This window comes from Kaistia hirudinis (genome assembly GCF_014196455.1).
Classification (GTDB): Bacteria; Pseudomonadota; Alphaproteobacteria; order Rhizobiales; family Kaistiaceae; genus Kaistia; species Kaistia hirudinis.
This window is the reverse complement of sequence record NZ_JACIDS010000001.1, coordinates 1-26,731: the sequence shown is the minus strand read 5'-3', so window position 1 is coordinate 26,731 and position 26,731 is coordinate 1. Positions and strand designations below refer to the sequence as shown.

Genomic DNA, 26,731 nt, shown 5'->3' with positions numbered 1-26,731 from the left:
CGGGATGGACGCCGCCAACGCCCCGAGCGCGGACGACATCCGCCGCCTCGCCTTCGTCGATCACGGTCGCACGCCGCTCCGGCTCACCGAGGCCGGACAGCTCGCGGACCTCTCCTTCGCGGTCAAGGACCTCTTCGACATTGCGGGCTACCGCTCAGCCTGGGGCAATCCCGACCAGCTCCGCGACGGCGCAATAGCCGTCGCGACCGCGCCCTCGGTGCTGGTGCCGCTCGCGGCCGGCGCGACCATGATCGGCAAGACGAATACCGACGAGGTCGCCTGCGGGATGTTCGGCATGAACCCGCATTTCGGCATCCCGATCAATCCCAAGGCGCCGGACCGCGTGCCGGGCGGCTCGTCGAGCGGCTCGGCCTCGGCCGTCGCGGCGGGACTTTGCGATTTCGCGCTCGGGACCGATACGGGCGGCTCGATCCGTGTCCCGGCGAGCTTCTGCGGCATTTATGGCCTTAGGACGACCTATGGCCGTTTGTCGGCAGCCGGCGTCATGGCGATGGCGCCGAGCTTCGATACGGTCGGCTGGCTGGCGAACGACCCGAAGACGCTGCGCCGGGTCGCCGAATGCTATTTCGGTCCGGCCCGCAAGCCGAAGCCGCCGCGCTTCCTGCTGGCACGTGACGCCTTCGAAATCCCCGAGGACGCGATCGGCCAGGCGCTCCTGCCGATCGCGCGAGCGATCGGCGAGGCGAAGGAGATCACCCTCTATGACGAGGGCGTCGAATTCTGGCTCGACACCTTCCGTCCGCTGCAGCTGCACGACCTCTGGTCGACGCTGGGCGGCTGGGGAACGACACCGGGCCGCACGCTCTCGCAAGCGGTCGACGAGCGCATCAAGCTCGCATCCACCGTCAAGCCCGAGGCGGTCGCCACCGCCGTGCCGCGGCGCGAGGCGCTGACCGACCGACTGCTCGACCTCCTCGGCGATGACGGCGTGATCATCATCCCGACCGCGCATGACCTGCCGCCGCGCCGCGACGCGCCGGTCTCGGCGCAGATCGCGTTCCGCGAGAAGACGCTGGCGCTGACCTGCGTCGCCAGCCTGACGCGCCTGCCGCAGATCGCGATCCCGGCGACCTCTGTCGACGGCTGCCCGGTCGGGCTGTCGCTGATCGGATCGCCGCGTTCGGAAGCACAACTGATCGCCGTCGCCGAACAGCTCGGCGATCTCACCAAGCTGCGCTTCCGATGATCATCCGGGACGGCACACGCGACTTCGTCGGCTACGGCCGCACCCCGCCGGACCCGCAATGGCCCGGCGGCGCGCGGCTGGCTCTGGTCGTCGTGCTCAATCTCGAGGAAGGCGCCGAGCCCTCCATCCCCGACGGCGATCCGGCAAGCGAAGCCGCGCTCACCGACGCGATCCCCGGCGAGGTCGAGGCCGGACGGCGCGATTTCGTCGCCGAGACGCTGTTCGAATATGGCTCCCGCGTCGGCTTCTGGCGGCTGCACGATCTCTTTGCCGAGCGCGGTGTTCCGCTGACGATCAATGCCTGCGCGCAGGCGCTTGCCCGCAATGGCGAGATCGCGGCAGCCATTCGCGAGGGCAATATCGATCTTTGCTGCCATGGCGACCGTTTCGTCCGCCACTACCGCATGAGCGAGGGCGAAGAGCGCGGCGTCATCGCCGCCGCGTTTCGCGGCATCGAGGCGGCCGTGGGGCGCCCGCCGCTCGGCTGGCAAAGCCGCTATTCCTCCAGCGAGGGGACGCGGCGGCTGCTCGTCGAGCATGGCGGCTTCCTCTACGATGCCGATTCCTATGCCGATGACCTGCCCTATTGGGTCGAGGTCGTGGGCCGACCGCATCTCGTCGTGCCGCACTCCTTCACCCACAACGACAACCGCCTCGCCACCGCCAAGCTCGGCACGGCGGACGATTTCTACAACCATCTCGCCGCGGCGTTCCGCGTGCTGCATGCCGAGGGCGCGCGCCATCCGCGCATGATGACCGTGAGCCTGCACGGCCGCATCTCGGGCCAGCCCTCGCGCTTCGAGGCGGTGCAGCGCTTCCTCGATCTGGCTGTGAGCCATGACGATGTCTGGTTCGCCGGACGGTCAGAGGTCGCGCGGCACTGGATGGCGACCCATCCGGCGGAGGCCGCATCATGAGCGCCCTGCTCCTCGCCGGCGGTCTCGTCGCCGATCCTGCGACCGGCGAGGCGACCCGCCGCGACATCCTGATCGAGGACGGCCGCATCGCCGCGATCGACGCAGCGGGCACGATTGCGGGTCCGGACGTCGAGCGTTTCGACACGTGGGACAGGCTGATCCTGCCGGCCTTCGTCAATGCGCACACCCATGGCCATGCCAATCTGGTCAAGGGCGTCGCCGAGCGCTGGACGCTGGAAGCCTCGCTCACCAACGGCCCCTGGCTTGGCGGCGCGCGCGATCCGGAGACGATTTATCTCTCGACGCTGCTCGGCGCGCTGGACATGCTCTCGAAGGGCTGCACGGCCTGCTTCGACCTCGTCTATGAGTTCCCGCGCCCCACGCTCGAAGGTTTCATGGCGGTCGCGCGCGGCTATGCCGATGCCGGCATGAAGGCCGTGCTCGCGCCGATGGTGGCCGATCTCAACCTGTTCCAGGCGATCCCCGGCCTTCTCGACGCCCTCCCCGACGACCTCCGCGAGACGGTCGGCCGCTTCTCCCTCGGCGGCGGTGCGGAGACGATCGCCGCCATGGATGCGATCTTTGCGGCGCGCGACCAGCTGCCGCCCGGCATCTCGCTCGCCATCGCGCCGACGATCCCGCATCACTGCTCCGAGGAATTTCTCATGCAGTGCGTGGCGCTTGCCGAGCGCTACGATCTCCCGATCCACATGCACATCGCGGAATCGCGCCTGCAGGCGACGACGGCGCGGAAGCTCTGGGGCGTCTCGCCGGTTCGCCGCCTCGCCGATCTCGGCGTACTCCGCCCCGGCTTCATCGCCGCCCACGCGGTCTGGCTCGACGGCAATGATCTCGACATCCTCGCAGCGCACGACTGCGCGATCGCGCATATTCCGGCGAGCAATTTCCGCCTGGGGTCCGGCGTCGCGCATGTCCCGCCGATGCTGGATCGCGGCATCCGCGTTGGTCTCGCAACCGATGGCGCGAACTCGTCCGACGCGCTCTCCATGGTCCAGGCGGTACGCCTCGCCTCCTACGCCTCGCAGATCTTCGATGCGCCGCGCGAAAACTGGCTCGCTTCAGCCGAAACGCTCCGCCTTGCGACGTCGGGGAGCGCGGACCTGCTCGGCCTGCCGCAAGGCGGGCGCATGGCCATCGGCGCCAGCGCCGATCTCACCCTTTTCGATCTCTCCCACATCGATTTCATGCCTTTGACCAATCCCCTGAACCAGATCGTCACGACGGCCGATTCCGCTGCGATCACGGATGTTTTCGCCAGTGGCCGCCACGTCGTCGCCGATCGGCGCCTCACCACGGTCAGCCCGGCCTCGCTGCGCGAGCGGGTCGCCGAGGCCGTGGATCGCCTTGCCGTCAGCCTTGCCGATGCCCGCGCGCTCGCCGCCCGGCTCGAACCGCATGTCGTCGCGTTTGCCGACGCGTCGCGGGGCGAACCGCTGCCCGTCGCGCGCTATCTCTCAATGGAAGGGAGGGCCCGCGCATGAGCGATACCTTCGACCTGGCCGAATTCCGCCGCGCCTGCTCGCTGTTCGCGACCGGCGTCGCCGTGGTGACGACCCGTTTCGGCGAGACCTTCGCCGGCATGACGATCAATTCCTTCGCCTCCGTCTCGCTGGAGCCGCCGCTCGTCCTGTGGTGCCTTAAGGACAGAGCGCGGTCGCGCGATATCTTCGAGGCAGCCGGCCGCTTCGCCATCAACATCCTCGCCGCCGAGCAGCTGGACGATGCCAAGCACTTCGCGCGGAACACGCTCGAGGCCTTCGAGGGCGGAGAGCCGATGATCGTCTCGCCGCGCGGCCTGCTGCTTCTGCCCGGCGCGCTGGCCCATCTCGAATGCGAGACGCGGCACGTCTTCGACGGCGGCGACCACCGGATCATGATCGGTGAAGTGGTCGCGCTGTCGGCACGCCCCGGTGTTCCGCTCGTCTTCTTCCAGGGCCGGCTCACCGCCGGCTTCCCTGAACTCGAACCGCTGGTGACCCCATGAAGACCGTCCGCATCGGCCATGTCACGCCGTCTTCGAACATCTGGCTGGAGCCGCTGACCTACGCGATGAACCGGCCGTTCGACGGCCGCGTGACGCATCATTTCTCGCGTATCCGCGTGACGCATCTGGCGCTGGAAGGCAGCTCGGAAGCGCAGTTCCAGCTCGAGCCCATGCTCGCCGGCGCGCGTCTCCTCGCCGATGCGCCGATCGACGCGATCGTCTGGAACGGCACCTCCGCGAGCTGGCGCGGGCTCGAGAACGACCACATGCTGTGCGACGCGATCCGCAACCAGACCGGTCTCACCGTCTCGACCTCGACGATTGCCTTCTACAAGACCTTCGCCGAATTCGGCTGGACGAAGATCGGCCTCGCCCTGCCCTATACGAGCGACGTCGCCGCCGACATCGCGCGCGAATATGGGCGCCAGGGCCTCACCGTCACGGGCCGGGCGCAACTCGGCATCCGCGAGAATGTCGGCATCGGCGCCGCCTCCCCCGACGATATCCGCCGCATCCTTCGCGAGGCGGCGGCCGGCAAGCCGGACTGCATCGCCGTCGTCTGCACCAATTTCAACGCGACCGAACTCGTCGAGGAAATGGAGGCCGAGCTCGGCATGCCGATCGTCGATTCGATCGCGATCACCTTCCGCGAAGCCCTGAAGATCACGGACGCCTGGGCGCCCATCGCGGGCTGGGGCAAGGTCCTTGCATCAGCTTGAGGCGATCCGCATCGCCGGATCGCAAACAGCAAGAGGAAAGCATGGCTAAGGAAATCTTCGTCGCCTATGGCATCGATGTGGACGCGGTTGCGGGCTGGCTCGGCTCCTATGGCGGCGAGGACAGCCCTTGCGACATCTCGCGCGGCGTCTTCGCCGGCGAAGTCGGCACGCCGCGCCTGCTGAGGATGTTCGATCGCTTCGGCATCAAGACGACCTGGTTCATCCCCGGCCACTCGATCGAGACGTTCCCGGACGAGATGGCAGCCGTCGCCGCAGCCGGTCACGAGATCGGCATGCATGGCTACAGCCACGAAAACCCGCTGATGATGACGCGGGAGCAGGAAGCGGCCGTTCTCGACAAGTCGATCGCGCTGATCGAGAAGCTGCAGGGCCGCAAGCCCTCGGGCTATGTCGCGCCGTGGTGGGAGTTCTCCAACACGACGATCGAGATGCTGATCGAGCGCGGCATCATCTATGACCACTCGCTGATGCATAACGACTTCTTCCCCTACTATGCCCGCACGGGCGAGAGCTGGTCGAAGATCGATTACGGCGCGCCGGCGCAGAGCTGGATGAAGCCGATGAACCGCGGCACCGAGACGCCGCTCGTCGAGATTCCGGCCTCCTGGTACATCGACGACCTGCCGCCCATGATGTTCATGAAGGCGGCGCCGAACAGCCACGGCTTCGTCAACCCGCGCGACATCGAGGAGCTCTGGCGCGACCAGTTCGACTGGATCTATCGCGAATACGACTATGCCGTCTTCACGATCACCATCCATCCGGACGTCTCGGGCCGCCCGCAGGTTCTGGCGATGCATGAGCGCCTGTTCGGCCATATTTCCAGCCATCCCGGCGTCAAGTTCACGACCTTCGAGGCAATCGCGAAGGACTTCCTGACGCGCTATCCCAAGGGCACGCCCGGTCCCCGGCCCTGATCGGGCGCGGCGGCGATGTGCGGCCTCTGCGGCTCCTTCACGGATATCCACTGGAGCACGGGCCCGGCCCTGCCCGCACGGCCGGCCGCCGGCCGTGTCGCGCTCGCGCGGGAGGCGGCGCGGGCAGCCAGCGGCTCCGGCGTCGCGATCGCCGCCTGGGGCCAGGGCTTCCGCGTCACCGGGCCGACCGGGCGCACGACGCTCGCCGCTGATCTCGGCGCGCTCTGGCTCGCGGTCGACGCGCTTGGGCGCAAGGCACCTGACCCTCTGTCCGAGGATTGCCTCGCCGCTCTGGAGCGGCGATGAGCGACGCCGCGCCGCTCATCGCCGTCGACATCCTCACCGGCTTCCTCGGTTCCGGAAAGACGACGCTGATCCGCCGGCTGGTCGAAGGCGGCTGCCTTCGCGACACCGCCATCCTCGTCAACGAATTCGCCGCGCTGCCGCTGGACCAGCGCCTGATCGCGCTTTCCGGCGGATCGGCGCGCGTCGTCGGCAACGGCTGCATCTGCTGCGTCGTCGATGGCAGCGTCCGCGACGCGCTGATCGATCTCGCCGAGCGCCGGGCGAGCGACGAAATTCCGCCGTTCTCGCGCGTTCTCATCGAGACCTCGGGCATCGCCGATCCGGCCGGCCTCGTCGCGACGCTGGCGCTCGATCGCCGGCTGAAGCCGCGCTTTCGCCCCGGCCGCGTCGTCACGCTGATCGACCTGGTCGAGGATGAAACGCCCATCGAGGCGATCAGCCCGGAGGCGCTCTCGCAGATCGTCTGCGCCGATCTGATCGTGCTGTCGAAGGCCGATCTCGCGCCGGCGGCCTCCCCGGACGCGATCATGCGACGCGTCACCGGACTGAACCCGCTCAGCCAAATCGTCGTCGATGACGGCTTGCTGGATCCCTTCGACCGAACGGCCTTTCCCGAAGCCCCCGGCCGGCCGCAGCCCGGCCGCAGCTTCATCGCGGCGCCGGCCGCACCACGCCACGACGCGATCCGCTCCGGCGTGTTGCGGATCGCGGGTCCCGTGGACTGGCAGGCCTTCGCGACGTGGCTGTCGCTGCTGGCGCATCGGCATGGCGGCAAGCTGCTACGCCTCAAGGGAACGCTGACGCTTTCCGGCGGCGACGGACGTCCCGTGCTCGTCCAGTCGGTCCGCCACATCGTCCACCGTCCGGAACATCTGCCGGCGGACAGCGCACCCGACGGCCTCGAACTGGTGGTGATCCTGCGCGATCTCGAACCGGCGCTGCTGCAGCGTTCGCTCGAGGCCTTTCTCCGCGCGGGCCGGGTGCCTGCCCTGTCCGCGACCGGCTGAATTATGGGCACCACCTGCTTAGGCTTTGGACACGACCGGCTGCGGCGCACCGCTATGCTGCGGCGCAGAACTGGTACGCAGTTTGCTTAATCCCGGGAGCGACCGATCGACCGGAAAACCGGATCGGCCCCTCCCCCGAAACCACGCCCCCGATGGCGTCGCAAATGGTGCGCGGCGCGGGGCGGCGCGTTTCGAGGTTCATCCATCGCGTGGAGTGAATGACATGACGACGCAATCCCGGGCCCTCGACGAACTCGCCGAACGCGCGCGGTTCGAGCTCGACTGCGTGAACTATCCCGCCCGCGAATGGGTGGCGCCGCGCCGCTTCGAAGGCGAGCCGGTGCTCGACGTCGCGATTGTCGGCGGCGGGCAGAATGGCCTCGCGGTCGCCTTCCGCCTGCTGCGCGAGCGCGTGACCAATTTCCGCATCTTCGACCGCAGCGCAGCCGGATCGGCCGGCCCGTGGCGCAGCTTCGCCCGCATGGCGACGCTCCGCACGCCGAAACACGTCTCCGGCCCGGAACTCGGCACGGCGGCGCTCTCGGTGCGGGCCTGGTACGAGGCGAAATACGGTCCCGAGGCCTGGGCGAACCTGCACAAGATCGGCCGCGAGGAGTGGCACGACTACGTCGTCTGGCTGCAGCGCACGATCGGCATCGAGACCACGAGCGACGCGAACGTCACCGATATCGAGCCGCTGGCGGACGGAATCCTGGCCCTGCATGTGACGATCGCCGGCAAGGCCGAGCGCATCCTCGCGCGTAATGTCGTGCTCGCCACCGGCATCGAGGGCTCGGGGCGCTGGCTGATGCCGCAGATCATCACGCAGGCGTTGCCGCGCGAGCGCTATGCGCACACGGCCGACGCCATCGATTTCGAGGCGCTGCGTGGCAAGCGGGTCGCCGTGATCGGCGCCGGCGCCTCGGCGTTCGATAACGCCGCCTGCGCGCTGGAACATGGCGCGATCGTCGACGTCTTCGCCCGCCGGCGCCGTCTGCCGGCGGTGAACCCGAATCGCTGGATCGAATTCGCCGGCTTCATGCGCCATTTTGTGGATCTGTCGGATGCCCAGAAATGGAGCTTCATGACGACCTTCCTCGCCATGAACCAGCCGCCGCCGCAGGAGACCTTCGACCGCTGCGCGCGCTTCGGCACGTTCGATCTGCATCTCGGCAGCCCGATCGAGAGCCTCGCCATGGATGGCGGGCGCATCCGCCTGGCGACGCCGCAGATGAGCGCGCATTACGACTTCCTGATCGTCGGAACCGGCTTCTCGGTCGATCTTTCGACGCGACCCGAACTCGCCCGCTTCGCCGACAAGATCGCGCTCTGGCAGGATCGCTACACGGCGCCCGCCGGCGAGGAGAGCCCCCTGCTCGGCAAGTACCCCTATCTCACCGATGCCTTCCAGTTCACCGAGAAGGCTCCCGGCGAGGCGCCCTATCTGGCGCGGATCTACTCTCACACCTTCGGCGCCATGCCGAGCCTCGGCGGCGCCGCGGGCATCTCGCAGCTCAAATTCTCGACCGATCGCATCGCCTTCGGCATCACGCGCCAGCTCTTCCTGGACGATGCCGCCGGCTATCTGCCCGCCCTCAAGAGCTATGACGTGGTCGAGCTCGACACCTCCACTTTCGAGGCGAACCGCGCGAAGCGGGCCGAGAAGGTCGCCTGAAACCCAGACTAGCGAGCATCATGGTCACCGTCACAGACCGCGCGCAGCGCATCCAGGAATCCGCCGAGAAGATCCAGAGCCCCTTCGTGCTCGATCCGGAACTTTGCCTCTACAGCCCGCAGGACAATGTCGACTCGCTCACCCAGCCGCGAATCGCGGCCTGGCTCGACTTCGTGCGCAACGACTATGTACCGGATCTGCCAAAGGCGAAGCGGCGCGTCCTGCTCTTCATGCCCTGCACGAAGACCAAGCCCTATCCCTTTTCATCCGAACACAAGGCGATCAACCAGCGCCTCGCGGATTCGGGCTTTCGCCCGATCGCCCGCCTCGACCTGCCGCAGGAACTGATGGCGCGGCTGGAGCCCGAATTCTCGCAGGACGTCTTGAACATCGCGCCGCTCATGAACGATGCCGGCGTGCTCGTGCACCGCATGGTGATCTCCGAGCCGATGTCGGTCGTGCCCTATGAGCATATCGTCAGCTATAACGGCCTGCCCTCGCCGGCGACGGCCTATGACGATCCCGGTCTGTTCGAGAAACGCGGCAATGCCGTCTCGCCCTGGCGCGACGATTCCACCGCCACGGCCGTATCCGCCACGCGCTGGCGCTGGGGCGACGAGGAAAAGCGGCATTATGTGTTGATGCACAACGAGATGGCGAAGGCCGTCGCCGATGTGGTGACGCGCATCCGGCCCTATTACGACGACGTCATCGCCTGGGTCGCGCCGGGACTGACCCATCGCTCCTTCGTCATCGGCAAGGGCGAGCGGGCGATCAACAATGTCGCGTCCAGCCGCAAGGTCGGCGCGGAGCGCATGGCCCTCATCGGCGCCAACGACCACCTGCCCAAGGCCGAGGCGATCCGCTGCCTGCCGACGCTCGATGACTGCAAGGACGCGATCGGACGGCTGGCGTCGCGGCTCGGCGTCGATATCACGCATGCGACCGGCATCTATGCGCGCGGCGGGGCCAATGCCACGCCGCTGGCGCTGCCGGAACTGCTCGACGTGCTGATGGCGCAGATTTCCGCCGACCAGAAAAAGTGAAGCATATGTCAGGACTTAAGCTCAAGATCGGCGTCAGCGACAGCGATCGGACCCGCCCGCTCGCCAATGGCGAGGTCACCATTGCCGGCTTCGATCACGAGATCGAACTGATGGGCGTGCAGGCGCTCTTCAACCGCCAGCTCAAGGACCATGTCTTCGACATCTGCGAGTTCCCGCTCGCCACCTATCTGCGCACGCTGGAAATGCCGGAGCGGCCCTATCTCGCCGTCCCGCTCTTCCCCTCGCGCCATTTCCGCTTCTCCTCCGTCTTCGTGAATGCCCATGCCGGCATCGAGAAGCCGGCCGATCTCGCGGGCAAGCGGGTCGGGCTGATGGTGTTCGACATGGCGGCTGCCGTCTGGCATCGCGGAATCTTCGAGGAATTCCATGGACTTCCGCGGACCGCGCCGATCTATGTGACCGGCGGCCTCGAAGCCCCGCGCTCCGGCGACGAGCATCCCCAGCTCTATCCGCGCAAGTTCACGATCGAGCACCGGACGGACAAGAGCCTCGCGCAACTGCTCGCCTCCGGCGAGATCGACGCGCTCTATACGGCCCGCGCGCCGAGCACCTGGCCATCGGACAATGTCCGCCGCCTGTTCGACGAGCCGAAGAGCGTCGAGCTCGACTATTACCGCAAGACGGGCATCTTCCCGCCCATGCATATTCTCGCCATCAAGCGGCCATTGGCGAAATCGAATCCCGGATTGGCGAAAGCCGTGTTCGATGCCTTCGCCGCGGCGCAGAAAATCGCCCGGGCGAAATTGTTCGACCAGGTGGCGCTCTCCACCATGCTGCCCTGGGCGCTCGAATCGCTGCTCGAGGCGGAGCGCGAGCTGGGGACCGACTATTGGCCTGTTGGTCTCGCAAAGAACCGGACCATGCTCGAGACCGTGATCCGCTATCTTCGCGAGGACGAGTTGATCAAGACCGACTTCGCCCCCGAGGACCTCTTCGAGGGATCGGACATTCTCGCAAGCTGAGGAGTTGCTCGCATGACGGTGATGGGCTTCGGCTGGCGGGAACTATCCACCGACGCGGTGCCGGCGCGCGAGCGGCTCGACTATTGGCGCGAGGCGACCAACAGCCTCTTTCCGCCGACGCGCCTGTCCCGACCGAGCTTCGAGGGCTTCTATGGCCGCGTCGGCTCGCTGCAGATCGGCGAGGTGACGCTCGCCGATATCGTCTCGACGAGCCTGGAGGTCTCCCGCACCGACGCGGAGATTCGCGGCAGCGATGATCGCTGGTACGAGATGACGATCCAGATCGAGGGGGAATGCGCCTTCGAGCAGGACGGGCGCGAGCTGATCACCACGCCGCGCTCCATGGTGCTCTACGACAGCCGCCGGCCTTACCGGATGCGCTTTTCCGGGCATTATCGGCAGATCTCGCTGAAGGTGCCTCGCGCGGCGCTGCGCGAGCTCGTGCCGCATGTCGACCGGCTGATCGCCGTGCCGGTCGATGCGCGCAGCCTGCCGGGCCGCTTCATCCTCGACCTCGCCTGCGGCCTCTGCGAACAGCCTGAGGAGATCCGGCCCGCGCTCGCCGGCCGGCTGGAGGCGCATGTCATGGAACTGCTCGCCACCGCGCTCATCGGCGCCGATACGGAATGCGTCTCCGCGAGCAGCCTCGCGCAGGTCGAGCGCATCAAGGCGCATATCCTTGCCCGGCTCGACGATGCGGCGCTCTCGCCCCGCTCCGTGGCCGCCGAACTCGGCATCTCCCTCCGCCGGCTCTATGAGCTGTTCGAGGCCGAGGAGCAGCCGCTCGCCCGCTTCATCCAGGCGCAGCGACTCGACCGGATCCGCCGCGCGCTGGCCGATCCGCTGAAGCGCGGCCTGCCGATCGCCACGATCGCTTTCGATTGCGGATTCAAGGATTTCTCCCATTTCAGCCGCGCCTTCCGGAAGCAGTTCGGCATCGCGCCGGGCCAGTATCGCAGCGAACGGCTCCACTGAAGGAGGAGCCGCACGCGCTGCCATGTTTTTGCGCCAGCGCAGCAATGGCCGCCGGGCGGTCGGCGCGGTCTAGTCGAGTGGAATGCGAACCTCCTTTCTTCGCCCGACGCTTCGGGAGAAGTGACCGGATGGCGTCGCGCCAACGACATGGACGGATGGAAACGACGATGGCCTTCAAGGAGCTGGACACGCAGAGCTGGCAGGTGCTCGACCGGGCGCATTACCTGCACCCCTCCACCGATCATGCGAGCCTGCGCCAGACCGGTGCGCGCGTCGCGGCGCATGCCGAGGGGATCTATGTCTGGGACACGGATGGCGAGCGGCTGATCGACGGGCTCTCCGGCCTCGGCAATGTGAACATCGGCTATGGCCGCAAGGAGCTGGTCGACGCCGCGGCCGCGCAGATGCTGGAACTCTCTTACTGCCAGTCCTTCTTCAAGACGACGCACCGCGCCGCGATCAGCCTCGCCGAGAAGCTGACCTCCATGCTCCCCGGCCATCTCAACCACGTCTTCTTCCAGTCCTCCGGCTCCGAGGCCAACGAGACCGGCACGCGTCTGGCGCGCCGCTACTGGGACCTGCTCGGCAAGCCGGAAAAGCGCATCTTCATCGCGCGCGAGCTCGCCTATCACGGGTCCTCGCATATGGCGGCCAGCCTTTCCGGCATCTGGCCGATGCACAAGGCCGGCGGCGACCTGCCGCTCTCCAACGTCACCCACATCAAGACGGCCTATCAGTACCGCAATGGCTTCGGCATGGATGCGGACGCGTTCGGCGTGCTCGCCGCCTCCTGGCTGGAGGACAAGATCCTGGAAATCGGCGCGGACAATATCGCGGCCTTCGTCGCCGAGCCGGCGCAGAGCGCGGGCGGCGCGATCTGCCCGCCCATGACCTACTGGCCCGAGATCCAGCGCATCTGCAAGAAATACGACATCCTGCTGATCGTCGACGAGGTCGTGATGGGCTTCGGCCGCACCGGCGAGTGGTTCGGCTGCTACAAATATGGCATCGAGCCGGACATCATGCAGGTCGGCAAGGCCATCACCTCCGGCTATCTGCCGCTGTCCGGCACGATCATCTCGGACCGCGTCGCCGACGTGCTGATCGACCAGGGCGGCGCCTGGGATCACGGCTACACCTATTCCGGCCATCCCGCCTGCTGCGCCGTCGCGCTCGAGAACATCCGCATCCTCGACGAGGAAGGCATCGTCGAAAATGCCGGCAAGGAACTGGCGCCCTATTTCCAGGCCAAGCTCGACGCCTTCGCCGATCATCCGCTGATCGGCGATATCCGCTATGTCGGCCTGATGGGCGGCCTCGAGATCGTCAAGGACAAGGCGTCCCGCGAGGCCTATGCCTATGAGGCCCATATCGGCGATTTCTGCAGCGCCGAGGCGCTGAAGCGCGGGCTGGCGCTGCGCGCCAATGGCGACACGATGAGCCTCATGCCGCCGCTGATCACCACGAAGGCCCAAATGGACGAGATCTTCGACATCACCCGCGAGGCATTGGATGCCACCGCCAAGCACTACGGCGTCACGGCATGAAGCGGGCGACCGGCCTCGTCTGGCATGAACTGCTGATGTGGCACGACACCACGGCGCTGGCCGGATTCCTGAAATCCGGCCGCGGCGTGGTCGAGCCCGACGAGGCGTCGGAAAGCCCGGCGAGCAAGCGGCGGATCAAGAACCTGCTCGACGTCGCCGGTCTCACCGAGAAGCTGACCCTGATCAAACCGCGCGAGGCCAGCGAAACCGAACTTGCGCGCGTCCATGCACCGGCCTATCTCGCGAAGCTGAAGCAAATGAGCGCCGGCGATGGCGGCGACGCCTGCCTCGGCGCGCTCGGCGGCGACACGCCCTTCGGCCCCGGCGGCTATGAAATCGCAGCGCTGGCGGCGGGCGGCATGCTGGAGGCGGTCGATGCGATCGTCGCGGGCAAGGTCGCCAATGCCTATGCGCTCGTCCGCCCGCCGGGCCACCACGCCGTCGCGGCGCATGGCTATGGCTTCTGCATTTTCAATCATGGCGCGCTCGCCGCGCGCCACGCACAGGCCGCCCATGGCCTTGCCCGTGTGGCGATCGTCGATTGGGACGTGCATCACGGCAATGGCGCGGAGAGCATCTTCTTCGACGACCCGTCGGTCCTGACCATCTCGATCCACCAGGACAATTGCTATCCGGCCAATTCCGGCGCGGTCGAGACCATCGGCGCCGGTGCGGGCGAAGGCGCCAATCTCAACGTTCCCCTGCCGCCCGGCTCCGGCATCGGCGCCTATCTCGCAGTGATGGACCGCGTCGTGCTGCCGGCGCTCGATCGCTTCAAGCCCGATTTCATCATCATCGCCTCGGGCTTCGATGCTGGCGCCTATGATCCGCAGGCGCGCATGATGCTCGACGGGCAGACCTTCGCCGCGATGACGACGGGCATTCTCGGCGCTGCCGATACGCTGTGCGGCGGGCGCGTCCTCGTCACGCATGAGGGCGGCTATCACCGCCCCTCGGTCCCCTTCCTCGCCATGGCCCTCGTCGAGGCGCTGTCCGGCGAGAGAGGCACCGTTGACGACCCGTTCCAACCCTTGATCGCCGGCATGGCGTGGCAGGACCTCCAGCCCCACCAGGACGCGGCAATCACCCGCGCCGCGGCGAATCTGGCGCGCGTGCCGGCGCCCGACGCGTAAGAGGACAGAAGCTTGGCTGACACCACCCTCTTCTATATCGACGGCGCCCTCGTTCCTCCGGCAGTGCCTCGTCCGCATGACGTGATCAACCCCGCGACCGAAGAACCGGCCGGCCGGATCAGCCTCGGCTCGGCCGCCGATGTCGACCGTGCCGTGGCCGCCGCACGGCGCGCCTTTCCGGCCTTTTCCGCAACGAGCAAGGAAGAGCGGCTCGCCCTGTTCGCGCGCATCGTCGCGGTCTTCAAGGCGCGGCAGGCGGAACTCGCCGCTGCCGTCACCGCCGAGATGGGCTCGCCGAAATGGCTTTCCTGGGCGCTTCAGACCGATTCCTCGATTGTCTATTTCGAGAGCTTCGCCAAGGTTCTCGCGGCCTTCGACTTCGAACAGGCCCACGGCCAGTCGCGCATCCTGCTGGAGCCGATCGGCGTCTGCGGCCTGATCACGCCGTGGAACTGGCCGCTCAACCAGATCGTCACCAAGCTCGCGCCCGCCCTCGCCGCCGGCTGCACGGTCGTGCTGAAACCTTCGGAACTCTCGCCGCTCTCCGCCTTCCTGCTTGCCGAAGTGCTGCACGAGGCCGGCGTGCCGAAGGGTGTGTTCAACCTCGTCAACGGCACCGGACCCGAAGTCGGCGCGGCCATGTCGCGTCATCCCGATATCGACATGATCTCCTTCACCGGGTCGACCCGCGCCGGCGTCCAGATCGCCAAGGACGCCGCCGATACGGTCAAGCGCGTGCATCAGGAGCTCGGCGGCAAATCGGCCAACATCGTGCTGCCCGACGCGGATCTCGACCTCGCCGTGACCGACGGCGTGAAGCGCTGCTTCATCAATTCCGGCCAGTCCTGCATCGCGCCAACGCGCATGCTGGTGCATCGCAGCCAGCATGACGAGGTGATCGCGCGGGCGAAGGCCGTGGCCGAAACCATGATCGTCGGCGACCCGACCCTCGACGAGACGACGACCGGCCCCGTCGCCGGCGCGGCGCAGTTCGCGAAGGTGCAGGGCATGATCGAGGCTGGCATCGCCGAGGGCGCGACGCTCGCTTATGGCGGTCCGGGGCGGCCGCAGGAGTTCAACCGCGGCTATTTCGTGCGCCCGACCATCTTCGCCGACGTCACGCCGGACATGCGGATCGCCCGCGAGGAGATCTTCGGGCCGGTGCTCTCCATCCTCACCTATGACGACGAGGACGAGGCTGTTCGCCTCGCCAACGACACGCTCTACGGCCTCGCCGGCTATGTCTATTCGCGCGATTTGGGTCACGCCCGCGCCACAGCGACAAAGATCCGCGCCGGCCGCATCTTCATCAACAATCCCTGGTTCGATTTCGAAGCCCCCTTCGGCGGCTACAAGCAATCCGGCAATGGCCGCGAACTCGGCGAACACGGCCTGCGCGAGTTCCTCGAAGTGAAGGCGGTGCTCGGCTGGGATCCGGAGGCGGAGAAGTGATGGGCGGGCGGTACTGCCTTTTCCGCGATACTGCCGTCATCCAGGCGAAAGCCGGGATCCATGCAGCCGTGCTGCCTGGCGCGTTGCCGTCATGTGTCCACCCGGCCGCCTCAGGCTGGATGGATCCCGGCTTTCGCCGGGATGACGGCGCGAATCTATGGGGCACTGCACTGAACGGTGAGCGACATGCGCCTCTGGCTTAAGGACCCCATCGCCGTCCTCGCGACGGGCGCCGAGCGCGGCATCGTCGTGAAAGGCGGGCGCATCATGGAGCTGGTCGGCGCCGGCGCTCCCGACCCCATCCACGACACGGTGTTCGAGGCGTCGCGGCATGTGATCCTCCCGGGTCTCGTCAACACGCATCACCATTTCTTCCAGACGCTGACGCGCGCCCATCCGGCCGCGATCAACAAGGAACTCTTCCCCTGGCTGAAGGCGCTCTATCCGCGCTGGGGCTCCTATCTCAACCGCGACCGCTTCCGCCTCGCGGTCCGTGCCGCGCTGACGGAACTCCTGATGTCCGGCTGCACCACGGCCTCCGACCATCTCTTCGTCTTCCCGGCCGACATGCCCGACGCCGTCGACATCGAGGCGGAGGAGGCCGCGCGGCTCGGCATGCGCATCGCGCTGACGCGCGGCGTCATCAATATGGGCACCAAGAGCGGCGGCGTCGCCGACGAGCGGCTGATGCAGGATGACGACGCGGTAATCGCCGATTGCGAGCGCGTCATCGGCCGCTATCACGACCGCTCGGACGGAGCGATGACCACGGTCGCGCTCGCGCCCTGCGCGCCGTTCAACGTGACGCGGGACATGATGTGCGCAGCGGCGGACCTCGCGGCGAAGCATGATTGCCGGCTCCATACCCATCTCGGCGAGACCGAGGACGAGAACGATTTCTGCCTGTCGCGCTTCGGCATGCGCCCGCTCGACTATCTCGAATCCGTCGGCTGGCTGAACGAGCGCGTCTGGCTGGCGCATGGCATCCATTTCGACGATGGCGAGGTGGTGCGGCTCGGCCGGCACCGCGTCGGCGTCTGCCATTGCGCGACGTCGAACATGGTGCTCGCCTCCGGTATCTGCCGCACCAAGGAGCTGGAGGCCGCCGGCGCGATCGTCGGGCTCGGCGTCGACGGCTCGGCCTCCAACGATGCCTCCAACATGATGGAGGAGGTCCGCCACGCGCTGATGATCGGACGCCTGCGCTATGATGCGGAGACGGTGACGCATCTCGACGCGCTGCGCTGGGCGACCGAGGGCTCGGCGGCGCTCGTCGGCCGCTCGGATATCGGCAAGATCGCGGTCGGCAAGCAGGCGGATTTCGCGCTCTTCACGCTCGACGAGTTGCGCTTTTCCGGCTCCGGCGATCCGATCGCCGCCCTGGTGTTGTGCGGCGCGCATGCCGCCGACCGCGTCATGATCGCGGGCGACTGGCGCGTCGAGAACGGCGCGCCGATCGGTGTCGACCTCGCCCGGCTGCGCGCGGAACATGGGGAGGCCGCCAAGGCGTTTCTGGCACAGCCATGACCTACATGACGATCAATACATCCCCGACGCCACCCGAAGCCGCTGTCGACCTGATCATCGACCAGGCGGGGAAAACCTTCCCGACGCCGCGCGGTCCCGTCGTCGCGCTGGCGCCGATCTCGCTGAAGGTGACGCGCGGCTCCTTCGTCGCGCTCATCGGCCCCTCCGGCTGCGGCAAGTCCACGCTGCTGCGCATGGTCGCTGGGCTCGAACAGCCGGACGATGGCGCGATCCTGATCCGCTCGAAGCATCCCGAGCAGTTTCGGAAAGAAGGCGAGCTCGGCATCGCCTTCCAGGATCCGGCGCTGCTGCCCTGGCGCAACGTCTTCGCCAATGTCGCCTTCCCGCTGCAGATTCTCGGCCGGCCGATCAAGCCGAACAACGAGAAGATCCGTGCGCTGATCGATCTCGTCGGTCTCAAGGGCTATGAGGACGCGCTGCCGAGCCAGCTTTCGGGCGGCATGCGCCAGCGTGTCGCCATTGCCCGCTCGCTCGTCTCCGACCCGTCCGTCCTCCTGCTCGACGAGCCCTTCGGCGCGCTCGACCAGATCCTGCGCCGCCAGATGAACCTCGAACTGCAGCGGATCTGGGCGGCGCGGCAGACCACGACCCTTCTCGTCACGCATGGCATAGACGAGGCCGTCTTCCTCGCCGACGAGGTCGTGGTGATGCATGCAAAGCCCGGCCGCATCGCCGAGATCATCAAGGTTCCCTTCGCCCGCCCCCGCACGCCGGACCTCTTCTCGTCGCCCGAATTCCACGCGCTCTGCGACACGCTGACGGCCGCCTTGCACGGCCCGGGAGCGGCGGCATGAGCGGGGCTACGCGCGAGAACGCCCGCATCGTCTTCGGCGTCCTCGTCGTCCTCGCGATCTGGGAGTTCCTCGGCAGCCAGACGAGCTGGGGCGTCGCCATGTTCCCGGCGCCCTCGCGTATCCTCGCTCAAGCCTTCGCCGACCGCGAACTCTACTGGCTGCATGGCCTCGCCACGGTCCGCACGGCCACGATCGGCTTCGTCTTCGGCTGCGCCGCGGCGATGCTGGCCGCCCTCCTCTTCTGTCTCTCGCCCAGCCTCGAACTCGCCTTTCGCGGCGTGAACATCGCACTCTTCGCCATGCCGGCGATCGTGGTCGGGCCGCTGCTGGTGCTCTTCTTCAACGGCGACTGGCCGCAGACCATCCTCGCCGCGCTGATGGTCTATTTCCCCGCGATGTCGGCGACGCTGCTGGGCCTCCGCCAGGTCGATCCGCGCCTTGCCGATCTCGTCGCGGCCTATGGCGGCGGCGAGACGAAGCTGATGCTGCATGTGCGCTTCCGCGGTGCCCTGCCCTCGCTCTTCGCCGGCTTTCGCGTCGCCGCGCCGCTCGCCGTGCTCGGCGCGGTGCTCGGCGAATTCGGCTCCGGCACGCGCTGGGGCTTCGGCGCCTTCCTGCTCTCCGCCCTGCCGCAGGGCAATCCGGCCCGGCTCTGGGGCATCGGCCTCGCCGCGAGCCTCATCGCGCTCGCGGGCTATGCGCTGTTCCTGCTGCCGGCCCGCCGCCTCGCCGCCTCGACCTCCGCCGTGACGCTCTCCGCTGTCTCGCCGGCCGCGATCGCGGTCTCCTCGGGCGGAAGGCTGCGGCGCATCGCCTTTGCCCTGGTCGCGCTCGCCCTGCCGTTCCTGCTGTGGTGGCTGATGGTGACGCTGACCAAGGTGAGCCCGATCATCGCGCCCGGCCCGGTCCAGACGATCCTGTTCCTGTTCGAGGGCCGGCAGGCGAGCGCCGCCCGTCATGCTCTTGGCCTCGCGCTCGGCCAGACGCTGCCGGTCGCGGCGCTCGGCCTCCTCGCCGGTCTCGCCTTCGCCTTCGTGCTCGCCGCGCTGTCGCTGCTCGCGCCCGCGCTCGCCCGCGCGCTGATGCCGGTCGCGATGGTGGCACAGAACATGCCGCTCGTCGCGGTTGTGCCGATCGTCACGCTGGTCTTCGGCCGCGGCGTCACGGCCTCCGTCTTCATGGCCGTGCTCGTCGTCTTCTTCCCGGCCTATGTCCTGCTGCAACAAGGCTTCACCACCGTGCCGCGCGCGGCAAGCGACCTCGTCGCGACCTATGGCGGCGGCCGGCTCAAGAACCTCGTCTTCGTCGCCGTGCCCTATTCGATCGGCCACCTCTTCGCCGCCGCCCGCCTCGTCGCGCCGCAGGCCTTGCTCGGCGTGATGGTCGCCGAATGGCTGCTCACCGGCACCGGCCTCGGCAATCTGCTCAACGTCTCGCGCGGCGGCCTCGACTACGACATGATCTGGGCCGGCGCGCTGATCTCGATCCTCATTTCGGTCGCCGCCTATGAGGCGGTCGGCCTCATCGAACGAAAGGTCGTGCGCCGATGACCCGCGGCATTCACTGGCACCACGCCTCGCTCACCGTCGCCGAGATCGACCCGGCGATCACCTTCTTCGGCGCCGTCTTCGGCTTTGAACCGATGTTCATCGAACGCGGCCTTGCCGACGACATCGCGTCGCTGACCGGCAAGGAGGGCCTCTCCGCCGATTTCACGCAGATGCGCGCCGAGGGCTATCCGCTCATCCTCGAACTGATCGCCTTCCATGCCGCGGACGATACGCGCCCGGCGGGCGATGCCCTGCCCTGGCGGCCGGGAGCCGGCCATGTCGCCTTCCATGTCGATGATTTCGATGCGGTCGTCGAACGGGTCGTCGCCCATGGCGGCACCGTGCTCGGCCGCGCGATCGAATTCCCCGGCGGCCGCTCGATCTATTGCCGCACGCCGGGCGGCGCTTTCATCGAGATCGAGCATCTTTTCGGAGACCCGTCATGAGCGCAGGGACAGCCTGCCCGCTGCATCGCGAACAGGCAGGACAAATCTGAACAACAAATGAGCAATACATGCTCAATACATAAACATGATCTTCGGGTGGACGTCCAATGCCGGCATTGAACTGCAACGCCTCGCTGTTACTATGCCGTGATACGGTTTCGATTGACCGGAAATTCGGGTCGAGCCGCCAGCGGTTGACAGGTCAATACCGGGCCATCCCGGGCTGCACACCGTTGCCGGAGCGCGGGCCCCTCCCTGCCCGCCATGGCGACACCGCGCAGTTCGCAGCGGCCCGGACCCGAACCAATCAAGGCCAGCGCACGCCCGCGACGGCGCCAACGCCCGGCCGACCAGAAGGAGCTTCCCTATGAAATCGACGCTCACCCGCCGCGGCTTCGGCAAGGCCGCGCTCGCCGGCCTCGCTGCCGCCACCCTGCCGCTCGGTGTCGCGCGCGCCGCCGGCACGCCGCTCAACTTCCAGTCGATCTGGATCAACGATCCGGAATTCTCGGGCTATTTCATCGCGCTCGACAAGGGCTACTACACGGCCGAAGGCCTCAAGGTGAACTATATCCCCGGCGGCCCGGACGTCATCCCGCAGGCCTCGCTGCTCACCGGCAAGGCCGACATCGCGCTGACCTCGCTGATCGAAACGGCCAGCGCCGTCTCCGAGAAGGGCGCTCCGTTCAAGATCGTCGGCGCGCAGTTCCAGAAGAGCCCGGACAGCGTGATCAGCCTCGAGGCGACCGGCATCAAGTCGATCAAGGACCTCGTCGGCAAGACGGTTGCCTGCCCGCCGCTCTCGCTCGGCACGTTCAAGGTGCTGCTCGGCCTCAATGGCGTCGCTGAGGATCAGGTCAAGATCGTCCCGTACGCCTTCGATCCGACGCCGCTCGCCACCGGCCAGGTCGACGCCGTCATCGATTTCATGACGTCTCTGCCGTTCATCGTCGAGGAGACCTCCGGCAAGAAGGCGTCGTTCATCCTGTTCTACGATTCCGGCATGCCGTTCGGGCAGGATTTCGTGACCGTCACGGAAGATACGCTCAAGAACCGGCGCAAGGACGTCGTCGCGTTCCTGCGCGCCAGCCGCAAGGGCTGGAACGACGACTTCGCCGACCCGCTCAAGTACACCAAGGAATTCGAGAACAGCTGGTACAAGGGCAATGGCTACACGCCGGGCGCCGCAGAGTACCATTCCAAGATCCAGATCCCGCTGATGCAGAATCCGAAAGGCGTCTTTACGATCGATGACGAATCGATCGAAAAGAATATCGCGTCGCTCGAAAAGATCGGCGTGAAGGCGAACAAGGATCTCTTCGACACCTCGCTGCTCGCCGAGCTTTGATCGCCGAACCGGTTACGGAATACACGTTATGGTAAATCTCTTCACGCCCCTGACACTCAGGGGCGTCACGTTCCGGAACCGGATCCTCGTGTCGCCCATGTGCCAATATGCGGCCGTGGGCGGCCACGTCACGGACTGGCATATCGAGCATCACGGCCGCTTCGCGCTGGGCGGCGTCGGTGGTGCTCTCGTCGAAGCGACCGGCATCCTGCCCGAGGGCCGGATCACGCCCGACTGCCTCGGCATCTGGGACGATGCCCATGTCGCGGGCCTCGCCCGCATCGTCGCGAGTTATCACCGCGAGGGTGCGGCGATCGGCATCCAGCTGAGCCATGCCGGCCGCAAGGCCAGCTCGACGCCGCCCTGGGACGGCGGCTGGGCCATTCCGGCGGGTGATCCGCGCGCCTGGCAGACCGTCGCGCCCTCGGCGATCCCCTATCACGAGGACTGGCCGGTTCCGCATGCGCTGAGCATCGAGGAGATCGCCGGAATCACGGCAGCCTTCGTCGCCGCGGCGAAGCGCGCCGTCGCCGCCGGTTTCGACTTCGTCGAGATCCATGGCGCGCATGGCTATCTGCTGCATTCCTTCGTCTCGCCGGTCTCGAACCAGCGCACCGACGCCTATGGCGGCACGCCGGAAAACCGGATGCGCTTCTCGCTCGAAGTGGCGCGTGCCGTCCGCGCGGCGATCCCCGAGGCGATGCCGCTCTTCTACCGCGCGTCCTGCATCGACCGCATCGAAGGCGCCGGACTAACGCTCGATGACACGGTGCCGCTCGCCGCGGCGCTGAAGGAGACTGGCGTCGACGTGATCGACTGCTCGGCCGGCGGCGTGCTGGTGCGCACCAATCCCGGCCATATCAAGGAAGGCCCGGGCTTCCAGATCGGTTTCGCCGATCGCATCCGCCGCGAGGCCGGCATCGCCACCATGGCCGTAGGCGGCATCACCGAGGGCCTTCAGGCCGACGCCGTGATCGCGGAGGGCAAGGCCGACTTCGTGGCGATCGGCCGCGAGATGCTGTCGGATTCGAACTTCCCCTATCGCGCCGCGCTGGCGCTCGGCATCGACAAGCCGGCCTTCGTGCTCTCGCAGCGCTATGCCTTCTACCTCCAGTTCAGGCAGCCGGCATGAGCGGCCGCCTCGCCTCAGTTCCGCTTGGGAGAAGCGGCATCAGCGTCTCGCGCGTCGGCTTCGGCTCAGCCCCGCTCGGCGATTTCTTCGAGAAGCTCGACGAGCGCACAGCTATCGAGACCGTCGAGGCGGCCTTCGCCGCCGGGATCAATCTGGTCGATACCTCGCCGCATTACGGCAATGGCCTCGCCGAACACCGCGTCGGTACGGCGCTGCGCGCGGTTCCGCGCGAGAGCGTGGTGATCTCGACCAAGATCGGCCGCGTCATGACCCCAGCCGCAGCGCGCTTCGACGAGCCGGCCCCCCCGCTCGCGCGCGGCTTTGTCGGCAGCCTGCCACACCGCCCGCGCTTCGATTATTCCTATGACGGCGTCATGCGGTCCTTCGAGCAGTCGCTGCTGCGCCTCGGCACCGACCGGATCGACATCCTGCTCGTGCACGACATCGACCCCTGGTCGCAGGGCGAGGACATGGTCGAGATCCGCTATCGCGAGGTGATCGAGAGCGGCTATCGCGCCCTCGACGAGCTTCGTTCTGCGGGCGTCGTCCGCGCGATCGGGCTCGGGCTCGACGACCATGAATACTGCGAGCGCTTCCTGCGCGACGCCGATTTCGACGCCGTGCTGCTCGCCGGCCGCTATTCGCTGCTCGAGCAGCCGGCCTTGCCGACCTTGCTGCCGCTCGCGCTCGAAAAGGGCGTCGGCGTCATGCTGGGCGGCATCTTCAATTCCGGCATCCTCGCCACCGGCGCCGTTCCCGGCGCGCGCTACAATTACGAGGCGGCGAGCCCCGAGATCATGGCGCATGTCGCCCGGATCGAGGTCGTGTGCGCGCGCCATGGCGTGCCGCTGCCGCGCGCCGCGGTGCAGTTCGTGCTCGGCCATCCGGCGGTCTCGACACTGGTCCTCGGCGCCGTCAAGCCGGCCGAGATCGCCCGCAACCTCGCGGCGCTCGACGAGCCCGTGCCGGCTGCGCTCTGGGACGAGCTCAAGGCCGAGGGCCTGCTCGATCCGGCCGCGCCGACGCCATCCGCAACAACAACAACCAGTCCTTCCCGGGAGACCGCCTGAATGCCGCTGAACGCCCCCGCCAAGACGCTTTGGATCGACACCGACACCGGCTCGGACGATGCCGTCGCCCTCGTGATCGCGTTCAAGCAGCCGGGCATCGAGATCGCCGGCATCTCGGTCGTCGCCGGAAATTGCTCGCTCGAAAAGGCGCTGCAGAACTGCCTCTATACCCGCGAGATCTGCGACGCGGAGCACGTGCCCGTCTATGCCGGCCTCGCCGTTCCGCTGATCCGCGGCCCGTTCCACGCCGAGAACGTGCACGGCATCGACGGCATGGGCGATATCGGCCTGCCGCTTTCGGGCCGCGTTCCGGACGAAGGCCACGCGATCGACAAGATGATCGAGGCGGTGCTGGCGCGTCCCGGTGAGATCACGCTCGTCACGCTCGGCCCTCTCACCAATATCGCCGTCGCGCTCGCCCGCGAGCCGGCTTTCGCCAAGGCGGTCAAGCATTGCGTGATCATGGGCGGAATTGGCGACGGACCCGGCAATGTGACGCCGGCTTCGGAATTCAATATCTACGCGGACCCCGATGCGGCGCGTATGGTGTTCCAGTCGGGCATGCCGATCGTGATGTGCGGCTGGGAAATTTCCTGCCGCCACGCCGTGGTCGAGCCGTCCGATACGGATGAACTCAAGCGGATCGGGGGCAAGCTCGGTGCCTTCTGCGTCGATATCCAGCGCTGTCTCGTCGAGTTCTCGACCAAGATCTCGGGCCTGCCGGGCATCGACCTGCCCGACCCGATCACGATGGCGATCGCGATCGACCCGTCCATCGTCACCAAATCGAGCGAGGCCTATGTCGAGGTCGTCAATGGCGAGGGCCCGGCGCTCGGCCAGACCATCGTCGACCGCAAGCTGCATGCCGGCAAGCCCGTGAACGCGACCGTGGTCGATACCGCTTCGCGCGAGAAATTCATGGCGATGCTGACGGCATCCGTCTCCGGCTCGCCCGCATGAGCGCCACGGCGCTCCCGATCCTTTTCGCCTTCGCAGGCAGCGGTGACGAGCTCGCCTCGCGCCGCTTCGCCGGGTTCTGCGCTCGCCCCCCGGCCAACCAGACCGGCGTCAGGCCGGCAAGCTCGACACAACGACACCTTCTAAGTGCTGGGGAATGCCATGAAGTTCGATAACAGAACACTCGTCCTGATGGCCGCGGCCATCGTCATCAATATCGTCGTGGGTCAGATCGTCGCCTGGGTGAAGCTGCCGCTTTTCCTGGATTCGATCGGCACCGTGCTGGTCGCGATCCTCGTCGGCCCGATCGCGGCGGCGATCGTCGGCACGCTCGCCAACCTCCTCTGGGGCCTGCTGTTCGATCCGGTCGCGGCCGCGTTCTTCCCGGTCGCGCTGGTCATCGGCCTGACGGCCGGCGTCCTCGCCCGCTATGGCTGGTTCGCCAATCTGTGGAAGACCATCGTCGCGGGCGCGATCATCTGCGTGATCTCGACCATCGTCTCGATCCCGATCATCGTCTACATGTTCGGCGGCGTCACCGGCTCGGGCACCGACTTCGCGACGGCCTATCTGCTCGCCATCGGCCAGAACCTGATCCAGTCGGTCGCGCTCTCGAACCTCGTGCAGAACATGGGCGACAAGATCATCACCGCCGTCGTGGCGTTCCTGATCGCGCAGCGCCTGCCGCGCAACCTGACCTCGAGCATGCCGTTCTTCGCTTATTCGCGTTCGTAAAGCGCGGCGAAATCTCGACGACACTTTGAGGGCCGCCTTGCGCGGCCCTCTTTCGTTTCAGGCGCCGTAATAGCCGCGATACCATTCGACGAAGCGCGCGACGCCGGCCTCGATCGGCGTCTGCGGCTTGTAGCCGGTCAGCGCTTCGATCAGATCCGGTGCGGCGAAGGTGCGCGGCACGTCCCCCGCCTGCATCGGCAGCATGTTGCGGATCGCCGGGCGCCCGACCGCCGCCTCGACCGTCTCGACGAAGCGGATCAGTTCGACCGGCTGGCCGCCACCGATATTGACGGTGCGATACGGCCCCTCATGCGACAGCGTGTCGATCGCCGCCACGCGGTTCGCTTCCGAAGGCGGCAGCGCGGCGAGGCGCACGATCCCTTCGACGAGGTCGTCGACATAGGTGAAGTCGCGGCTCATCCGCCCTTCGCCATAGATGTCGATCGGCTCACCCTTCAGGATCGCCGCGACGAACTTGAACAGCGCCATGTCGGGCCGCCCGAACGGCCCGTACACCGTGAAGAAGCGGAACGCCGTCGTCGGCACACGGAAGAGATGGGCATAGGAATGCGCCATCAGCTCCATCGCCTTTTTGGAGGCGGCGTAGAGCGTCAACGGCTCGTCGGCGCGGTCGAGCTCGGCGAAGGGGATCTTGGCGTTGGCGCCATAGACCGAGGAGGTCGAGGCCAGAAGCAGATGCTGCGGCTGGATCGCACGCGCGAGCTCGAGCACGTTGAACGAGCCGACCAGGTTGGAATCGACATAAGCCTGCGGATTTTCGAGGCTGTAGCGCACGCCAGCCTGCGCGGCGAGGTGCACGATCACGTCAGGCTCCGCGAGCGCCGCCGCCGCATCCAGCGCCGCGCGATCCTCGAGCCGCGCGATCACCGGCCGAAAGCCGTTGGATTGCGCGAGGATCGCATGCCGCCGCTCCTTGAGCGCGACATCGTAATAGCGCGTCATCGCGTCGAAGCCGACCACGAAGTGCCCCTCGTCCAGCAGGCGCCGCGCGAGATGGAAGCCGATGAAGCCGGCCGTGCCGGTGATCAGATAGCGCATGGGTCTCGGCCTCACTGTGCAGCTTCAGAAGCGGGGTCGCGTTCCGCGTGAGGCATATCCTCCCCCGGCCTGCCGACGGAAGCATAACGGAAGCCGTGGCGGGCGATTTCCTCGCGGCGGTAGACATTGCGGAGGTCAATCAGCACCGGCGTGGTCATCAGCCGGCGGAGACGCGCGAAGTC

25 protein-coding genes and 1 pseudogene are annotated in these 26,731 nt (G+C 67.2%); 24 read left to right on the top strand and 2 right to left on the bottom strand.

Annotated elements, in window-relative coordinates; genetic code table 11:
* Positions 1-4: 4 nt before the first annotated feature.
* The 24 genes from GGR25_RS00125 (at position 5) to GGR25_RS00010 (ending at position 25,490) form a co-directional block, all read left to right on the top strand.
* Positions 5-1,207: an amidase gene (locus GGR25_RS00125; RefSeq protein ID WP_183396712.1), complete on the top strand. Its 1,203-nt coding sequence runs from the start codon at positions 5-7 to the stop codon at positions 1,205-1,207.
* Positions 1,204-2,124, top strand: a complete 921-nt coding sequence (locus GGR25_RS00120; RefSeq protein WP_183396711.1) for a polysaccharide deacetylase family protein — start codon at positions 1,204-1,206, stop codon at positions 2,122-2,124. The genes GGR25_RS00125 and GGR25_RS00120 overlap by 4 nt, the downstream gene beginning before the upstream one ends.
* Entirely contained in the window at positions 2,121-3,626 is a 1,506-nt protein-coding gene (locus GGR25_RS00115; RefSeq protein WP_183396710.1) for an amidohydrolase family protein, read from the top strand. Before GGR25_RS00120 ends, GGR25_RS00115 begins: the two co-directional genes overlap by 4 nt.
* Complete coding sequence (locus GGR25_RS00110; RefSeq protein WP_183396709.1) at positions 3,623-4,129, top strand: flavin reductase family protein; 507 nt, start codon at positions 3,623-3,625, stop codon at positions 4,127-4,129. The genes GGR25_RS00115 and GGR25_RS00110 overlap by 4 nt, the downstream gene beginning before the upstream one ends.
* Entirely contained in the window at positions 4,126-4,848 is a 723-nt protein-coding gene (locus GGR25_RS00105) for a maleate cis-trans isomerase family protein (RefSeq protein WP_183396708.1), read from the top strand. Before GGR25_RS00110 ends, GGR25_RS00105 begins: the two co-directional genes overlap by 4 nt.
* A 41-nt stretch (positions 4,849-4,889) precedes the next feature.
* Entirely contained in the window at positions 4,890-5,786 is an 897-nt protein-coding gene (locus tag GGR25_RS00100) for a polysaccharide deacetylase family protein (protein WP_183396707.1), read from the top strand.
* A 15-nt stretch (positions 5,787-5,801) separates the two neighbouring features.
* The gene (locus tag GGR25_RS00095) at positions 5,802-6,092 is read left to right on the top strand and encodes a hypothetical protein (RefSeq protein ID WP_183396706.1); all 291 of its coding nucleotides are present in this window, start codon (positions 5,802-5,804) and stop codon (positions 6,090-6,092) included.
* Positions 6,089-7,099, top strand: coding sequence for a CobW family GTP-binding protein (locus GGR25_RS00090; RefSeq protein ID WP_183396705.1), 1,011 nt, complete (start codon positions 6,089-6,091; stop codon positions 7,097-7,099). Before GGR25_RS00095 ends, GGR25_RS00090 begins: the two co-directional genes overlap by 4 nt.
* 223 nt (positions 7,100-7,322) lie before the next feature.
* Positions 7,323-8,774, top strand: coding sequence for an NAD(P)-binding domain-containing protein (locus GGR25_RS00085; protein WP_183396704.1), 1,452 nt, complete (start codon positions 7,323-7,325; stop codon positions 8,772-8,774).
* A gap of 20 nt (positions 8,775-8,794) precedes the next feature.
* Positions 8,795-9,820, top strand: coding sequence for a hypothetical protein (locus GGR25_RS00080; protein ID WP_183396703.1), 1,026 nt, complete (start codon positions 8,795-8,797; stop codon positions 9,818-9,820).
* A gap of 5 nt (positions 9,821-9,825) precedes the next feature.
* Positions 9,826-10,803 (top strand): substrate-binding domain-containing protein, encoded by a 978-nt coding sequence (locus tag GGR25_RS00075; protein WP_183396702.1) that lies wholly within the window; start codon positions 9,826-9,828, stop codon positions 10,801-10,803.
* A 12-nt stretch (positions 10,804-10,815) separates the two neighbouring features.
* Entirely contained in the window at positions 10,816-11,778 is a 963-nt protein-coding gene (locus tag GGR25_RS00070) for an AraC-like ligand-binding domain-containing protein (protein WP_183396701.1), read from the top strand.
* Positions 11,779-11,933: 155 nt separating this feature from the next.
* Positions 11,934-13,325, top strand: a complete 1,392-nt coding sequence (locus GGR25_RS00065; RefSeq protein WP_246409110.1) for an aminotransferase — start codon at positions 11,934-11,936, stop codon at positions 13,323-13,325.
* Positions 13,322-14,458 (top strand): class II histone deacetylase, encoded by a 1,137-nt coding sequence (locus tag GGR25_RS00060; RefSeq protein WP_183396700.1) that lies wholly within the window; start codon positions 13,322-13,324, stop codon positions 14,456-14,458. Before GGR25_RS00065 ends, GGR25_RS00060 begins: the two co-directional genes overlap by 4 nt.
* A 12-nt stretch (positions 14,459-14,470) precedes the next feature.
* A complete protein-coding gene (locus tag GGR25_RS00055; protein ID WP_183396699.1) occupies positions 14,471-15,910 on the top strand; it encodes an aldehyde dehydrogenase family protein in 1,440 nt (479 codons plus the stop codon).
* A 186-nt stretch (positions 15,911-16,096) separates the two neighbouring features.
* On the top strand, positions 16,097-17,437 hold the full coding sequence (locus GGR25_RS00050) for an 8-oxoguanine deaminase (protein WP_183396698.1): 1,341 nt from the start codon (positions 16,097-16,099) through the stop codon (positions 17,435-17,437).
* Positions 17,438-17,442: 5 nt separating this feature from the next.
* Positions 17,443-18,252: an ABC transporter ATP-binding protein gene (locus GGR25_RS00045; RefSeq protein WP_183397593.1), complete on the top strand. Its 810-nt coding sequence runs from the start codon at positions 17,443-17,445 to the stop codon at positions 18,250-18,252.
* A complete protein-coding gene (locus GGR25_RS00040) occupies positions 18,249-19,802 on the top strand; it encodes an ABC transporter permease (RefSeq protein WP_183396697.1) in 1,554 nt (517 codons plus the stop codon). Before GGR25_RS00045 ends, GGR25_RS00040 begins: the two co-directional genes overlap by 4 nt.
* Complete coding sequence (locus GGR25_RS00035; protein WP_183396696.1) at positions 19,799-20,248, top strand: VOC family protein; 450 nt, start codon at positions 19,799-19,801, stop codon at positions 20,246-20,248. Before GGR25_RS00040 ends, GGR25_RS00035 begins: the two co-directional genes overlap by 4 nt.
* Before the next feature lie 367 nt (positions 20,249-20,615).
* Positions 20,616-21,596, top strand: a complete 981-nt coding sequence (locus tag GGR25_RS00030; RefSeq protein ID WP_183396695.1) for an ABC transporter substrate-binding protein — start codon at positions 20,616-20,618, stop codon at positions 21,594-21,596.
* Between the two features lie 28 nt (positions 21,597-21,624).
* Entirely contained in the window at positions 21,625-22,728 is a 1,104-nt protein-coding gene (locus GGR25_RS00025; RefSeq protein WP_183396694.1) for an NADH:flavin oxidoreductase/NADH oxidase, read from the top strand.
* The gene (locus GGR25_RS00020; protein WP_183396693.1) at positions 22,725-23,798 is read left to right on the top strand and encodes an aldo/keto reductase; all 1,074 of its coding nucleotides are present in this window, start codon (positions 22,725-22,727) and stop codon (positions 23,796-23,798) included. Before GGR25_RS00025 ends, GGR25_RS00020 begins: the two co-directional genes overlap by 4 nt.
* Entirely contained in the window at positions 23,799-24,758 is a 960-nt protein-coding gene (locus GGR25_RS00015; protein WP_183396692.1) for a nucleoside hydrolase, read from the top strand.
* A gap of 159 nt (positions 24,759-24,917) precedes the next feature.
* Entirely contained in the window at positions 24,918-25,490 is a 573-nt protein-coding gene (locus GGR25_RS00010; protein WP_183396691.1) for an ECF transporter S component, read from the top strand.
* A gap of 57 nt (positions 25,491-25,547) precedes the next feature.
* On the opposite strand, the gene GGR25_RS00005 is transcribed toward GGR25_RS00010, so the two are convergent.
* Positions 25,548-26,549 carry an NAD-dependent epimerase/dehydratase family protein gene (locus GGR25_RS00005; RefSeq protein WP_183396690.1) on the bottom strand — a complete coding sequence of 334 codons (1,002 nt, stop codon included), beginning with the start codon at positions 26,547-26,549 and terminating at the stop codon, positions 25,548-25,550.
* Between the two features lie 11 nt (positions 26,550-26,560).
* Positions 26,561-26,731 (bottom strand): annotated as a pseudogene (locus tag GGR25_RS24600) (UDP-glucose 6-dehydrogenase); the annotation flags it as partial.

Coding starts and splice junctions, on each gene's coding strand:
- GGR25_RS00050 (WP_183396698.1), top strand. CDS start 16,097: ATGCGCCTCTGGCTTAAGGACCCCATCGCCGTCCTCGCGACGGGCGCC.
- GGR25_RS00080 (WP_183396703.1), top strand. CDS start 8,795: ATGGTCACCGTCACAGACCGCGCGCAGCGCATCCAGGAATCCGCCGAG.
- GGR25_RS00025 (WP_183396694.1), top strand. CDS start 21,625: ATGGTAAATCTCTTCACGCCCCTGACACTCAGGGGCGTCACGTTCCGG.
- GGR25_RS00045 (WP_183397593.1), top strand. CDS start 17,443: ATGACGATCAATACATCCCCGACGCCACCCGAAGCCGCTGTCGACCTG.
- GGR25_RS00110 (WP_183396709.1), top strand. CDS start 3,623: ATGAGCGATACCTTCGACCTGGCCGAATTCCGCCGCGCCTGCTCGCTG.
- GGR25_RS00030 (WP_183396695.1), top strand. CDS start 20,616: ATGAAATCGACGCTCACCCGCCGCGGCTTCGGCAAGGCCGCGCTCGCC.
- GGR25_RS00075 (WP_183396702.1), top strand. CDS start 9,826: ATGTCAGGACTTAAGCTCAAGATCGGCGTCAGCGACAGCGATCGGACC.
- GGR25_RS00090 (WP_183396705.1), top strand. CDS start 6,089: ATGAGCGACGCCGCGCCGCTCATCGCCGTCGACATCCTCACCGGCTTC.
- GGR25_RS00005 (WP_183396690.1), bottom strand. CDS start 26,549: ATGCGCTATCTGATCACCGGCACGGCCGGCTTCATCGGCTTCCATCTC.
- GGR25_RS00105 (WP_183396708.1), top strand. CDS start 4,126: ATGAAGACCGTCCGCATCGGCCATGTCACGCCGTCTTCGAACATCTGG.
- GGR25_RS00125 (WP_183396712.1), top strand. CDS start 5: ATGGACGCCGCCAACGCCCCGAGCGCGGACGACATCCGCCGCCTCGCC.
- GGR25_RS00065 (WP_246409110.1), top strand. CDS start 11,934: ATGGAAACGACGATGGCCTTCAAGGAGCTGGACACGCAGAGCTGGCAG.
- GGR25_RS00120 (WP_183396711.1), top strand. CDS start 1,204: ATGATCATCCGGGACGGCACACGCGACTTCGTCGGCTACGGCCGCACC.
- GGR25_RS00040 (WP_183396697.1), top strand. CDS start 18,249: ATGAGCGGGGCTACGCGCGAGAACGCCCGCATCGTCTTCGGCGTCCTC.
- GGR25_RS00095 (WP_183396706.1), top strand. CDS start 5,802: ATGTGCGGCCTCTGCGGCTCCTTCACGGATATCCACTGGAGCACGGGC.
- GGR25_RS00015 (WP_183396692.1), top strand. CDS start 23,799: ATGCCGCTGAACGCCCCCGCCAAGACGCTTTGGATCGACACCGACACC.
- GGR25_RS00085 (WP_183396704.1), top strand. CDS start 7,323: ATGACGACGCAATCCCGGGCCCTCGACGAACTCGCCGAACGCGCGCGG.
- GGR25_RS00100 (WP_183396707.1), top strand. CDS start 4,890: ATGGCTAAGGAAATCTTCGTCGCCTATGGCATCGATGTGGACGCGGTT.
- GGR25_RS00020 (WP_183396693.1), top strand. CDS start 22,725: ATGAGCGGCCGCCTCGCCTCAGTTCCGCTTGGGAGAAGCGGCATCAGC.
- GGR25_RS00070 (WP_183396701.1), top strand. CDS start 10,816: ATGACGGTGATGGGCTTCGGCTGGCGGGAACTATCCACCGACGCGGTG.
- GGR25_RS00115 (WP_183396710.1), top strand. CDS start 2,121: ATGAGCGCCCTGCTCCTCGCCGGCGGTCTCGTCGCCGATCCTGCGACC.
- GGR25_RS00060 (WP_183396700.1), top strand. CDS start 13,322: ATGAAGCGGGCGACCGGCCTCGTCTGGCATGAACTGCTGATGTGGCAC.
- GGR25_RS00035 (WP_183396696.1), top strand. CDS start 19,799: ATGACCCGCGGCATTCACTGGCACCACGCCTCGCTCACCGTCGCCGAG.
- GGR25_RS00010 (WP_183396691.1), top strand. CDS start 24,918: ATGAAGTTCGATAACAGAACACTCGTCCTGATGGCCGCGGCCATCGTC.